At 72.1% G+C, this 12,009-nt stretch carries 13 protein-coding genes and 2 pseudogenes; 7 read left to right on the top strand and 8 right to left on the bottom strand.

What is annotated here, in order from left to right; translation table 11 throughout:
* Positions 1–70: 70 nt before the first annotated feature.
* Positions 71–622 (top strand): CGNR zinc finger domain-containing protein, encoded by a 552-nt coding sequence (locus F7Q99_RS00555; protein ID WP_153459573.1) that lies wholly within the window; start codon positions 71–73, stop codon positions 620–622.
* A gap of 213 nt (positions 623–835) precedes the next feature.
* Here F7Q99_RS00555 and cynS read toward each other — a convergent pair whose 3' ends face one another.
* Positions 836–1,306 (bottom strand): cyanase, encoded by a 471-nt coding sequence (cynS, locus tag F7Q99_RS00550; protein ID WP_326846103.1) that lies wholly within the window; start codon positions 1,304–1,306, stop codon positions 836–838.
* Between the two features lie 108 nt (positions 1,307–1,414).
* Positions 1,415–2,008 (bottom strand): carbonic anhydrase, encoded by a 594-nt coding sequence (locus F7Q99_RS00545; protein WP_153459571.1) that lies wholly within the window; start codon positions 2,006–2,008, stop codon positions 1,415–1,417.
* Between the two features lie 126 nt (positions 2,009–2,134).
* On the opposite strand from F7Q99_RS00545, the gene cynR reads away from it, so the two are divergent.
* Positions 2,135–3,043 (top strand): transcriptional regulator CynR, encoded by a 909-nt coding sequence (cynR, locus tag F7Q99_RS00540; RefSeq protein WP_153459570.1) that lies wholly within the window; start codon positions 2,135–2,137, stop codon positions 3,041–3,043.
* A 67-nt stretch (positions 3,044–3,110) separates the two neighbouring features.
* On the opposite strand, the gene F7Q99_RS00535 is transcribed toward cynR, so the two are convergent.
* Both F7Q99_RS00535 and F7Q99_RS00530 read right to left on the bottom strand, forming a co-directional pair.
* Complete coding sequence (locus F7Q99_RS00535; RefSeq protein ID WP_326846102.1) at positions 3,111–3,572, bottom strand: AAA domain-containing protein; 462 nt, start codon at positions 3,570–3,572, stop codon at positions 3,111–3,113.
* A gap of 137 nt (positions 3,573–3,709) precedes the next feature.
* Entirely contained in the window at positions 3,710–4,594 is an 885-nt protein-coding gene (locus tag F7Q99_RS00530; RefSeq protein ID WP_153459569.1) for a metallophosphoesterase family protein, read from the bottom strand.
* A 319-nt stretch (positions 4,595–4,913) separates the two neighbouring features.
* Here F7Q99_RS00530 and F7Q99_RS00525 point away from each other — a divergent pair.
* Positions 4,914–5,270: pseudogene (locus F7Q99_RS00525) on the top strand (phosphorothioated DNA-binding restriction endonuclease); the annotation flags it as partial.
* Positions 5,271–5,433: 163 nt separating this feature from the next.
* On the opposite strand, the gene F7Q99_RS00520 reads toward F7Q99_RS00525, so the two are convergent.
* Positions 5,434–6,465, bottom strand: a complete 1,032-nt coding sequence (locus F7Q99_RS00520) for a medium chain dehydrogenase/reductase family protein (protein ID WP_153459568.1) — start codon at positions 6,463–6,465, stop codon at positions 5,434–5,436.
* Positions 6,466–6,564: 99 nt separating this feature from the next.
* On the opposite strand from F7Q99_RS00520, the gene F7Q99_RS00515 reads away from it, so the two are divergent.
* The 3 genes from F7Q99_RS00515 to F7Q99_RS00505 all read left to right on the top strand — a co-directional run bounded on the left by F7Q99_RS00515 (position 6,565) and on the right by F7Q99_RS00505 (position 9,538).
* Positions 6,565–7,257 carry a TetR/AcrR family transcriptional regulator gene (locus F7Q99_RS00515; RefSeq protein ID WP_153459567.1) on the top strand — a complete coding sequence of 231 codons (693 nt, stop codon included), beginning with the start codon at positions 6,565–6,567 and terminating at the stop codon, positions 7,255–7,257.
* A gap of 368 nt (positions 7,258–7,625) precedes the next feature.
* Positions 7,626–9,191, top strand: coding sequence for an FAD-dependent oxidoreductase (locus tag F7Q99_RS00510; RefSeq protein ID WP_326846100.1), 1,566 nt, complete (start codon positions 7,626–7,628; stop codon positions 9,189–9,191).
* 71 nt (positions 9,192–9,262) lie between these two features.
* Positions 9,263–9,538, top strand: coding sequence for a hypothetical protein (locus F7Q99_RS00505; RefSeq protein WP_153459565.1), 276 nt, complete (start codon positions 9,263–9,265; stop codon positions 9,536–9,538).
* 28 nt (positions 9,539–9,566) lie between these two features.
* Here F7Q99_RS00505 and F7Q99_RS00500 read toward each other — a convergent pair.
* Positions 9,567–9,799 (bottom strand): annotated as a pseudogene (locus F7Q99_RS00500) (ABC transporter ATP-binding protein); the annotation flags it as partial.
* 68 nt (positions 9,800–9,867) lie between these two features.
* On the opposite strand from F7Q99_RS00500, the gene F7Q99_RS00495 reads away from it, so the two are divergent.
* On the top strand, positions 9,868–10,062 hold the full coding sequence (locus tag F7Q99_RS00495; protein ID WP_407697723.1) for a hypothetical protein: 195 nt from the start codon (positions 9,868–9,870) through the stop codon (positions 10,060–10,062).
* Positions 10,063–10,070: 8 nt separating this feature from the next.
* Here F7Q99_RS00495 and F7Q99_RS42410 read toward each other — a convergent pair whose 3' ends face one another.
* Positions 10,071–10,247, bottom strand: coding sequence for a hypothetical protein (locus tag F7Q99_RS42410; protein ID WP_153459564.1), 177 nt, complete (start codon positions 10,245–10,247; stop codon positions 10,071–10,073).
* Positions 10,248–10,397: 150 nt separating this feature from the next.
* Entirely contained in the window at positions 10,398–11,948 is a 1,551-nt protein-coding gene (locus F7Q99_RS00485; protein ID WP_195910963.1) for an AMP-binding protein, read from the bottom strand.
* Positions 11,949–12,009: the final 61 nt, after the last annotated feature.

The following is a 12,009-nucleotide window of genomic DNA, read 5'->3' as shown; positions in this document are numbered from 1 at the left end:
TCGTCTAATGTCGGTGACGATCACCGTAGACAGGCGAAAGGTAACCGGTCAAGTGTTGTTCGACAGTCACATGCGTACCCTGCTCGATGCCTCGGTGGCGCTCGTCAACGCCCTGACCGACGGTGAGGCGCGCGGCCGTCGCTACCTCGCCCCCGAGGGCGCCGAGCGGGTCGGCGCGGTCCGTGCAGCGCTCTCCGCTGCGGCGGACCTGGGACCCGACGAGGCCGACCGGCTGGCCGACACCGCCCGCGCCCTGCGCACCGTGTTCGAGGCCGTGGCCGCCGACCGCCTCGACGACGCGGCCCCCGCCCTCAACGCACTGCTGCGCGAGACCGGCGCCCGCCCCCAGCTCGACCGGGCTCCCGGAGAGCCGTGGCAGGTCCACTTCCACGGCGCCGACGACTCCTACGCCGTCGGCTGGAGCGCGGGCTGCGCCACCGGCCTCGCCATGGCGCTCGGCGGCGACTACGCCGGACGCCTCGGGGTCTGCGCGGCCCCGCGCTGCGACCGGGTCTATGTGGACACCTCCCGCAACGCCGGTCGTCAGTTCTGCTCGACGGCCTGCCAGAACCGGGTCAAGGCAGCGGCGTTCCGTGCGCGGCGAGCGGGCGACGAGGCGTGAGCCTCGGCCAAGGCGTCGATGTCGACCATCGGTCGGCCGGTCATGCCCGTGCGATCGAGCATGACCCGGCCGCCCGCCGCCGAGGCTGAGCACCGGACGGCAGGGCCGACGGTGTTCACCTCGGTCATCAGGCAGCGGTCGGGGCTCCGGTCACGCGGCGCTCGCCGGGGGTGGGGTGGGCCCGACGCGGCCCGCCCCACGCGGGTGTGCGAATCAGAAGGGCTTGGTCGGCAGGTACTTGCCGTCCAGGGTGATGACGGCGCGCTCGCCGCCCTCGGGGTCGGCGACCTTCTTCACGTCGAGCTTGAAGTTGATCGCGGAGATGATGCCGTCGCCGAACTGCTCGTGGACCAGGGCCTTGAGGGTGGTGCCGTAGACCTGGAGCATCTCGTGGAAGCGGTAGATCGTCGGGTCGGTGGGGATGCCGCCGGGGACCGAGCCGCGGGTGGGGATGGTCTGGAGCAGCATCGCCGCCTCGTCGTCCAGGCCCAGCAGTTCGGCGACCGCCTTCGCGGAAACGTTCGGCAGGGGGTGCTGGCCGAGGACGGCGGCGGTGGTGAAGGCGACCGACAGGCCGGAGGCGTCGGCGATCTGCTGCCACGAGAGGTCCTTGCGCGTCTTGGCCTCCACGGCCCGGGCGGCCAGCGCCTGGCGGGCGGTGGGGTCGAACTGGGCGTGAACCACGGGTGGGTTCCTTTCACTGTGTGCCCATCGCGCATCGAGCGCACGGCGGGCGGGCGGGTTCGGGGGGGTCCCGGGTCGCGCCGACAGGGCCGGCCCGGGAAGCCGGGGTCAGGCCGCGAGCGGGGCGGTGGAGCCGGTGGCCTGGAGTTCCTCGACGCAGCCGGTGGCGATGTCGAAGACCCAGCCGCGCAGCGTGACCTTCTGCTCGGCCAGGGCGCGGGCGACCGACGGGTGGGTGGCCAGGTTCGCCAGCTGGGCCAGCACGTTCTGCCGCACCAGGGCCGGCACGTCCCCGGCGGTGGCGGTACTGGCCACCGAGGCGTCGGCGAGCCGCAGCCAGCCGGCGACCGCCGGGGCGTCGCTCAGGTCGTGACCGTGGGCGAGGGCGGTCATCGCGCCGCACGCGGAGTGCCCGCAGACGACGATGTCCCTCACTCCGAGTGCGGCGACGGCGTACTCGATGCTCGCCGCGACGCCGTCGGCGCCCGGGGTGTGGGCGGGGACGAGGTTGCCGGCGGTGCGGATGACGAACAGCTCACCGGGCTCGCACCCCGTGATCAGCTCGGGGACGACGCGGGCGTCGGAGCAGCCGATGAACAGCGTGTGGGGCGTGTGGTGGGCGGCCAGGTGGGCGAAGAGTTCCTTCTTGGCAGGGAAGACGTCCTGCTGGAAACGCGCGACGCCCTGGGCGAGGTCATGCATGGGGTCACTCCTTTCGTGGCGGCCCGGCCCGTGGGGCCCGGCGAGATCCACCCTGCATGACCTCGATCTATAGTGTCCAAGACCTAGTGTCCATGGAAATCATTGGTGACATCTATAGTTCTGGTCATGGCCCTGGAACTGCGTCACCTGCGCTACTTGCTCGCCGTCGCGGAGCACGGCAACTTCACCCGCGCAGCCGAAGACCTGCACGTCTCCCAGCCCACGCTGTCCCAGCAGATCAAGCAGCTCGAACGGACCCTGGGCACGCAACTGCTGGACCGAACCGGCCGCACCGTACGCCTCACCGACGCCGGCGAGGCGTACGCCCACCATGTCCGCAGCGCGCTGCGGGACCTGGCCGCCGCCGAGCGCGCCGTCCAAGACGTGCAGGACCTCTCCCGCGGGCAGCTACGACTGGCGGTCACCCCCACGTTCACGGCCTACCTCGTCGGCCCGCTCACCGCCGAACTCCACACCCGCCACCCCGCCATCACCCTGACCGTGCGGGAGACGACCCAGGACCGCATCGAAACCGGCCTGCTGGCCGACGAGTTCGACCTCGGCATCGCCTTTCAGGGCCCCCACCTGCCCGGCATCACCGCCACCGCCCTGTTCACCGAGACGCTCACCCTGGTCACCGGCACCCGCCAGCCCGCCGCCGACCCTGACGGCCCGCTACCGGTGCGAGAACTCGCCGATCGACAACTCGCCCTGCTCAGCTCCGACTTCGCCACCCGCGGCCACATCGACGCCTATCTCGAACAACACGGTGTCAGCCCGCGCATCACCGTCGAGGCCAACTCCATCCAGGCCCTCACCGAAGTCGTCCAGCGCACCCAGCTCGCCACCGTCCTGCCCGACGCCGTCACCCACGACCACCCCCACCTCACCCCCGTCCCGCTCGACCCCGCCCTCCCCACGCGCACCGTCACCCTCCTCCGGCGCACCGACGCCTACCAAAGCGCCGCCACCCGCGCCTTCACCCACCTCACCCACGACCTCGTGCGAACCCGCGGATACACGCCGGCCTCCTGAGGCGTGTCCGCTCACCCCCCCGGTGACCACGTCCGGCAGGCCCTGCGCGTGCGTGCCGCGCGGCGCGCTACTCGGGTTGGGGCACCGGCTCGGTGTCGCGGGGTGGCCAGGTGTCGCGGTCGCGGACGTGGTCGAAGGTGTCGAGTTCGTCGGCGAGGACGTCGAAGCGGAGGAGCGGGGCCCAGAGGTGGCGTTCACCGATGACGTAGAGGCGGCGTTTGGCGCGGCTGGCGGCGACGTTGAGGAGGTGGGGGGTGCGGGCAGCCCAGGCGCGGGCGCCCGGGCGGTTGCCGCCGAGGACCAGGATGACGACGTCGGCCTCCTTGCCCTGGGCCTTGTGGACGGTGGCGCAGCGTTCGTCGAGGAGTGCGTTGGTCCAGCCGTCGCGGTCGCGGCAGATCTTCTTGCACTCGGCGACGAGGGCGCGGAAGGGGGCGATGATGCGCAGGCGTTCGAGGTCGACGCCGTTCTGTTCCACGAGGTCGAGGACGAAGGTGAAGGCGCGGCGGTCGCGTTCGACCCGACCCACTGCTTGATCACGATACGGTTCCAAGGCCTCAGAGTCGGCTGGAGGGCGTCGTCGGTGGCCAACGTCTCGCATCCGGGGTCAGCAGAGGCTCGCCTGACATGATCTCCCCTGGCGAGCGAGCTCAGCCTGGGGCACTGTCATCGAGGGCAGGTCATCGCGGCGATCCGGGTCAGGTCGAGGTCGTCGCCGCTGATCTCGGCGAGCCAGTCGTCGTGGACGTACTCGAACGCATGGGTCCGGGTGTCGAGTACACCGATGCTGCCGGGCGTGATCCGCTGCTCCGGATTGATCGGCTCCGGCTGCCACCGGTCCCTCTTGGGGTCGACCAGCTGGGCGAGCGCGTGTGACACCGTCCGGCCGTAGTGGCGGGGTCCGTTCTCGTGGTGGTAGTGGCCGCCGACGTGTAGGCGCGGCTGGAGATGCTCGATGAGCCTGGACAGCCTTGCCGAGCCCTGGACGTCTCCTCGCCTGCTGCGGGACATGCCGTAGGGGCCGTCGTGGGTGACGAGCACGTCGACGCTGCCGGGTTCGGTGGCGAGCAGCCGTGCGTACGCGGCCTCGTCGAAGTCCATCTTTCCCGGCGCCTCGATCAGGCCGAGGAACGCCACCCGCTCCCCGGCGACCTCGGTGACGTGACCACAGGCGACGTGGTGGAAGGCGCCGAAAGGATCCACCGGCACGACATCAGCGCGTGCCGCGTCGTGCAGAGACCCGAGCCACTCGTGGTCCTCGTGATTGCCACTCAGGAACAGGATCCGGGGCAGCTGCCGGAGGGCGGCGACAACACCCGTAGCCACCCGCCCTGATGAATCCAGCAGCCGGAAGAAGTCACCCTGCGCCGGATTGTCCGCATGGAACCGACGGCTTGATTCATCGAACCGGTCGGGGGAGGGGTAGGCCCCGAGATCCCCGACCTGGATGACGGCGTCAAGCCGCAGTCCTCGCCGCGCTTGCAACATCAACACAGCGCCCAGCGCGTGCAGCACACGCCCGTGCACATCGCCGACAAAGGCAACCTTCATCGCTCACTATTCCCATGCTTGAGACAATTGTTCGTGTCCCAGGAGGTCGAGCGGCGCAACGGTGAGATGTCGACCACCGGTTCCCATGCCCGGTTGCCCACGACCCAGCGCTCCGCCGTCCTGTCGACCAACCGAGCCGACGCCAGTATCGGAACCAGCACAAACGGCCGTCAAGCCCCGAAGCGCGCCGCGGCCCGTCGCGGCCGGGCCTCATCGGCCCAGCGCTTGGCTCCGGTCAACGAGCCGGCCCACGCGCAACCGGTTGGTGCAGTTCGTTTTCTGACCCTGCAAAACGTTGACCTTGACTACTCTGGCGCTCATGGACTGGCTGGATCGGGTGGCGCGGCTGAGACGCTGGACGAACAACGGAGTTCGCGCTCCGCACAAGCCGTTGCTGCTGCTGTACGCCCTTGGCGGTTATCAGCAGGACGCCGATGGTGAACTGCGCTACAGCGCGGTTGAGGAGGAGCTCAGGCGGCTGCTCGCCGAGTACGGGCCGTCGCACCCGACAACTCCCGCTTACCCGTTCCACCACCTGGTCAGCGACGGCGTGTGGGAGGTCAGAACCGACCAGGGTCCGGGGAGCCCCGGAAGCGGAGTTCGGGTGCTTCGCTCAAGCGGTGCCACCGGCAGGCTCGCGCCGGGGCTGCGGGCCGCGCTCGCCCAGGAGCCGTCCTGCCCGGCTGCGGCCCGGCTCGGCCCGCGGCCGGGCAGGAGCAGGCACAGCGGAAGGGCGGCGGCGGTGAGCGCGACCGGCCACCAGACGGCGGTGTCGTAGCCTGCGGTCGTCCATGTGATGGTGTGCCGGGTCGCGGCTCCGGGCGGTGCGGCTGCCCGGGTCAGGGGGTCAGGACGATCTTCCCGGTGACGGTGCCGGACTCCGCCAGGCGCAGGGCCTCGGCGGCCCGGGTGAGCGGGAGACGGGCGGCGATGGGGGCGGAGACGTCGCCGCGGCGCAGGGCGGCGAGCACTTCGGTGAGGTCGGTGCGCAGGCGGGCCCGGAAGCGGTCCTTGCCGAGGGCGCGGCCGGCCCAGATGTTGTAGAAGAAGGCGCGGCGCCCGTTGGGCAGGGTGTTCCAGAGCCAGGTGCGGGCGAGGATCTTCAGGACGGGCCACTGCTTGGAGCCGGTGTCGTCGCGGGTGGAGGCGCTGCCGTAGGCGACGAGCGTGCCGCCGGCGGCCAGCAGGTGCCAGGAGTCGATGACGCTCCGGCCGCCGACGTGGTCGAAGACGGCGTTCACCCCGGCGGGTGCCAGGTCCCGGACCCGGGCCGCGACGTCGCCGGAGCGGTAGTCGACCGGGATGACGCCGAGGTCCCGCAGGGCGTCGTGGTGCCGGGCGGACGCCGTGCCGATCACCGTCGCGCCGGCCGCCCGGGCGAGCTGAGCCAGGACGGAGCCCACCCCGCCGCTCGCGCCGTGCACCAGGACGGTCTGCCCGGCCCGTACCCGTGCGCGGCGGTGCAGCATCTGCCAGGCGGTGATGCCGTTGACCACGACGGTCTCCGCCTCGTCCGCGGCGAGCCCGTCCGGGACCTCGACCGTGTCCGCCGCGTCGAGCACCACGTGGCTGGACCATCCGCCGGTCTTCACCAGTGCGGCCACCCGCCGCCCGGTCAGGCCCGGGTCGACGCCTGCGCCGGTGGCCAGCACCCGGCCCACGAGGTCGTAGCCGGGGACGAACGGGAAGGGCGGCTGGTCGTAGTACCGCCCCCGGCGCATCTGCTGTTCGGCGAACGAGACGCCGCTCGCCTCCACCGCGACGACGACCTGCCCGCGGCCTGCCTGCGGCACGCGGCCGTGCCGGATCTCCAGGCCCTCCGGCGCGACGATGCCGGGCAGAACGACCTGGAACATGCGGTCGGTCTCCATGACCGCCCCCTTTCCGTAGAGGATGTTGTGTTCGTTAGAAGTTATAACTCCCGGCTTCGGTGAGAGTCAAGAAGAAGAGTGATAACCTCTAACGCGAACATGGGTGCCGTCGTCAGAGGCCTGGAGGAGGCGGAAGTGACCGAGTCGGAGGCGAGGACTCCTCGGGAGCGCTACCGCGCCCAGGTGCGGGATGAGATCAAGCGGCACGCCTGGGAGCAGATCGCCACCGCCGGGGCCTCGGCCCTGTCCCTCAACGCCATCGCCAAGCAGATGGGCATGAGCGGGCCCGCCCTCTACCGGTACTTCGCCAACCGCGACGAACTGATCACCGAACTCGTCCGGGACGCCTACCGCAGCCTGGCCGACACCTTCCGGTCCCGCGCAAAGGCCGGCGCCGACCTGGCCGATCTGGCGCACGCCCTGCGCGGCTGGGCGCTCGAGGACCCCCAGCGGTACCTCCTCGTCTACGGCACGCCCGTGCCCGGCTACCAGGCCCCGGAGGACACCACCCGGATCACCGCCGAGATCATGGCCGTCCTCCTCGACGCCTGCACCGCCGCCGCGTCACCCCCGACCACCACGACACGCCTCGACGAACACCTCGCGGACCACCGCACATGGGCCGGGGAGCACCCCGCCCCGCCGTCGGCCCTCCGCCACGCCCTGACCGTCTGGACCCGCCTGCACGGCGTGCTGTCCCTGGAACTCGCCGGCCACTTCGCGGGCATGGGCTTCGACCCGGCCCGGCTCTACGCCGCCGAAACGGACGCCCTCGCGACACACTGCCGGTGATCGGGCCTCGTGCCCGATCCGCGCGACGGTCGCTGAGTTTCCGCCGACGCTCCGCTGGTCCGGGCCCGTGTGACCTCGCTCGGTTAGTCTGTGTGAGCCATCTTCTCGACTTCGGTCGCTTCGGTCGATGATTGGTGCTCACCAGTGCCCTGACCTGGCCTTTTTCGCCAGCGACTCAACGAGCGACCCGAGTGCGGGCAGCTACTGACCATGGGGAAGCGACCAGCCTGACGGCGCCGAAGGCCCGAGGGGAGTGACCGAACCCGCCGCCGAGCAGCTTCTCCTGCGCGGGAAAGTGAGGGTCGGTCATGCGTGGAGAGTTCTCTCGTCGGGGATTCCTGGGTGCCGCGTCGGCAGGTGCGGCGTCCGTGGGAGCGGCGACCATAAGTGCGGCGCCGCTGGCTGCGGCGGCGGCCCGGGAGCTGCCCAGGGGGCGGTCCGTCCTGCCGGGGGATCCCCGCTACCAGACGCTCAGTCAGGGCTTCAACCAGCGCTGGCGCAGCGACCCGGCCTACATCCGCCTGGTGGGCAACGAGGCCGACGCCGTGGCCGCGCTGAACCGTGCGCTCCACCGGGGGTTACGGCCGACCGTGCGGGGCGGCGGGCACTGCTACGAGGGGTTCGTCGACAACGACGGGGGTGTCATCCTCGACCTCAGCACCATGCGCGGCGTCGAGGCGTCGACCGACAAGTTCGGCGGGGAGACGTACTGCGTCGAGGGCGGCGCCACCAACTGGGACGTCTACACGACACTGTTCCGCGAGTACGCCCGCACCCTGCCCGCCGGCTCGTGCTACTCGGTCGGTGCGGGCGGGCACATCTGCGGCGGCGGGTACGGACTGCTCTCCCGGCGGCACGGGCTGACGGTCGACCACCTGGTGCAGGTCGACGTGGTCACCGTCCGGGGCGGCACCGGCGAGGTGACGAAGGCCCACCGCGACGACCCGGAGGACTCGCCCGAGCGGGACCTCTTCTGGGCCCACACCGGGGGTGGCGGCGGGAACTTCGGGGTCGTCCTGCGCTACCACTTCGCGGCGGACATCCCGCAGCCGCCGCCGCGGGTCTGGCTCAGCAGCGTCGCCTGGCCCTGGGACGACCTGCTCAAGCGCCCTGGGGACTTCGAGACGCTGCTGCGGAACTACGGCGCCTTCCTGATGGAGCACAGCGGGCCGGAGGAGCCGGTCTACCAGGGCCTGTTCACTCTCCTCCATCTCACCCACCGCTCCAACGGGAACGTGGTCCTGGTGAGCCAGTGGGACGGCGACGACCCCGGGCCGCTGGACGACTTCGTGGCGGCGGTGGAGGCCGGGATGGCGACCCGGTCGACGGTCCAGACCCACAGCGCCGGCGGGCTGTTCCTGCCGTACCCGGAGAAACGCCGGCAACTGCCGTGGTTCCAGGCCACCATGACGCTCAACGGCTCGGGCGACAACCAGCGCGGCAAGTACAAGTCGGCCTACCACCGCGAGCCCTTCAGTCAGGTCCAGATCGACGCCTTCTGGCGCTGGCTGGTGCGGGACGTGAAGGGCGCCGACCTGAAGAAGACGCTGGTCCAGATCGACTCCTACGGTTGCCGGGTCAACGCCCGCAAGCCCGGGGAGACCGCCGTCCCGCAGCGCGACTCGATCATGAAGCTCCAGTACCAGACGTACTGGACGGACCCGGCGGAGGACGCGGCCCACCTCGACTACCTCGCGGGGCTCTACCGGGACGCCTACCGCGAGACCGGGGGCGTCCCCGAGATCGACACCGGCACCGACGGCGCCTACGTCAACTATCCGGACGTCGACCTGGGCACCGCCGACCAGCCGGACGCGGCCTACCCGCGGCTCTACTACAAGGGGAACTACGCGCGGCTGCAGAGCGCCAAGAAGTACTGGGACGGCGAGGGGGTGTTCCACCACGCGCAGTCGATCACCGTGCCCGAGGACTGACGCCCGCCCACCCGGGCTCGGCTGACCACCGCCGGGATGCGGGAGCCGGGGGCGGGGCGCAGGGTCGAGGTATGAGCGGTGTGATCGTGCTGGTCGAGCTGGAGCCGTCCACGGAGGTGCTGGACGTGGGCGAGGTCGACGTGAGCGCCCGGGTGCGGTGGGTGCACGCGGCGGCGCCGGACCCGGACGCGCCGGAGGACCCGGGGCCGGTCACGTTCTGCGGGCTCGACACCGCCGACCTGGATCGGGAGCCGTACCGGCCCGCCGGGCCCGGCGCGCCCTGGTACCCGCCGTCCCAGCGGACCCGGCGTTGCCCGGTCTGCGAGGCGACGCTCCAGGCGCGCTGACGGCGCCCGGAGGCGGCCCCTCGTGCCGCTAGGAAGCCGGGACCGGCTCCGCTTCGACGATGCGTCCGTCACGGAGTTCGATCACGCGGTCGGCGAGCTCCATCAGCGTCGGGTCGTGGGTGGCGACCAGCACGGTGACCCCTCGCTGCGGACGACGGCGCGCAGGAGCTGCATGATCGCGCGGCCGGTCTCCGAGTCGAGCTGGCCGGTCGGCTCGTCGGCGATGATCAGGGCGGGGTCGTTGGCGAGCGCACGGGCGACGGTTCAACCGGAGCGTTGGTGAGGTCCGCCGCACCGTCGCCATCCGCGACGGCCGCACCAGCAGCGAGGTGCTGCGCCGCACCGTGACGGACGAGCACGGCGAGGAGTCGGTCAACGAGCGCGAGTGCGTCGTACTGGACCGCTCCGGGCGGGTCCAGCTGCCCGTCAAGTTCCTGGAGGCGCTCGGCATGGAGCACCGGGTCGCGGTCGACCTCGCGGCCGACCACATCGAGGTCCGGCCGGACGACCTGGCCGGGCACTGAGGGTGCTGTCAGCTCCCTCCGCCCAGGTGCTGGAAGAGCCCGCTGCGCTCGGCCTCCTCGCGGAGGTCGGGAGCGTCGGCCGCGCGTTCGCCGTGGGCGGCGGCGGTGCAGAGGGCGAAGACGAGCAGGGCACTGGCCGCCACGGCGAGGATGCCGACTGCGGTCAGGACGCGTAGCCAGGTCACGGAGGTGCCTCCTGGGGACGGTGCGAGGGAACGCCGCGGGGATGTATCGGCAGTTCGACGCGCACGGTCGAGTGTCCACAGGCGGTTCTTCCCGCCGGCTGCCGCGCGAGCGGTCGCCCGCGCGGGCGCTCGAAGCATCGAAGGGGCGCGCTACGCCCCTTCGCGCGCCCCCGGGGCGGCGGACGCGTACCCTGACGGGCCGTCCACCAGCGCCCGCAGCACCCCGAGATCCGGCTTCCCGGTGTCCCCGAGAGGGATCCCCGGCAGGAGCAGAATCGACGACGGCGCGCAGAGCGGACCACTCCGCTCCCTCACCCAGCGGTGCAGCTGCTCCTCCGTCACCCGTGCGCCGGGCGCGGTCGTCACCGCCGCGTGCACCCGCTCCAGCCGGTCCGGCCCCGCCGTCGCGAACATCACCGCCTCCCGGACCTCCGGGTGCGCGAGCAGCGGCCCCTCGACGTCCCGCGGGAACACGTTGTGCGCGTCCACGATCGCCATCGGCTCGCGCCGCCCGACCACCGTCAGGTAGCCCGCCGCGTCCAGGCTGCCCAGATCCCCGGTGTGCAGCCAGCCGTCGCGCAGCACCCGCGCGGTCAGCTCCGGATCGCGCCAGTAGCCCCGCATCACGGCCGGGGAGCGCACACAGATCTCCCCGGTCCGGCCCGGCGGCAGCGGGGTGCCGGCCTCGTCCAGGATCCGCACCTCCGTGTCCGGGAACGGGCGCCCGGCGGTGGTCAGCAGCCGCGGGTCCAGATGCTCGTCGGGCGCCAGCCGGCTGACCGGCCCGCACTCCGTCAGGCTGTACGTCTGGTGCAGCACCCGGCCCAGCCGGCGGGTCGCCTCCGCCAGCCGCCGCGGAGACGCCGGGCAGCCCGTGTACGTCACGCGGCGCAGGCTGCCCAGATTCGTCCGCGACAGCATCGGATGGTCCAGCACCCGGTACAGCAGATGCGGCGGCAGATACACCCGGGACACCCCGAACCGCTCCACCGCCGCCAGCACCGCACCGGCGGCGAACCCCTCCTGCAGCACCACCGTGCCGCCCGCCGCCAGCGCCAGATCCGCCGTCGTCCCGCCGCCGTGGCACAGCGCGGTGCAGAGCAGGAACACGGACGCGGCCTCCAACTCCGGCCTCGGCGGCCGGGCGAACCGGCGCAGCACCCCCTTCGGCCGCCCGGTCGTCCCGCCCGTGAACCGCACCGCCATCACGTCCTCCGGCCGGTACCGGGGCAGGATCGGCACGGGGGAGAGCGGCGCCGCCAGCTCCAGGAGGTCCGTCCCGAGGGCCGTCTGGCCGAGCGCGAACAGTGCGGCCGACGGGAGCGCCCGGGCGAGGTGCCCGGCGGTGGCTTCGAGTCCGGCCGGGTCGAACACCAGCGCCGCCGTCCCGGCGTCCTCCGCCATCGCGACCTGCTCGGCCACCGGGCGGTCCGGGTACAGCATCGCCACCCGGCAGCCCAGCAGGTTCGCGGCCAGCCGCGCCAGCACCGTCTCCGGCCGGTTCCCCGCCAGCACCGTCACCCCGTCCCCGCGCGCGAGGCCGGCCCCGTCCAGCGCCCGGGCCAGCCGGTACACGGCGTCCAGGCAGTCCTGCGCGGTCAGCGCCCGCTCGCCGGACCGGATCGCCACCCGGCCCGGATCGCGCGCCAGCCCTGCCAGCACCAGCCCGGTGTGCGTCGCGGTGTCGGGGGCTCCGGTCACGTTCAACTCTCATCCGTATCAGACGACATCTGACGACCCATCATGTCGTCCGTTGCCTCAT

Source organism: Streptomyces kaniharaensis, from assembly GCF_009569385.1.
GTDB lineage: Bacteria > Actinomycetota > Actinomycetes > Streptomycetales > Streptomycetaceae > Kitasatospora > Kitasatospora kaniharaensis.
Note: the sequence above shows the minus strand (reverse complement) of the source record. Positions and strands in the feature narration are given on the sequence as shown.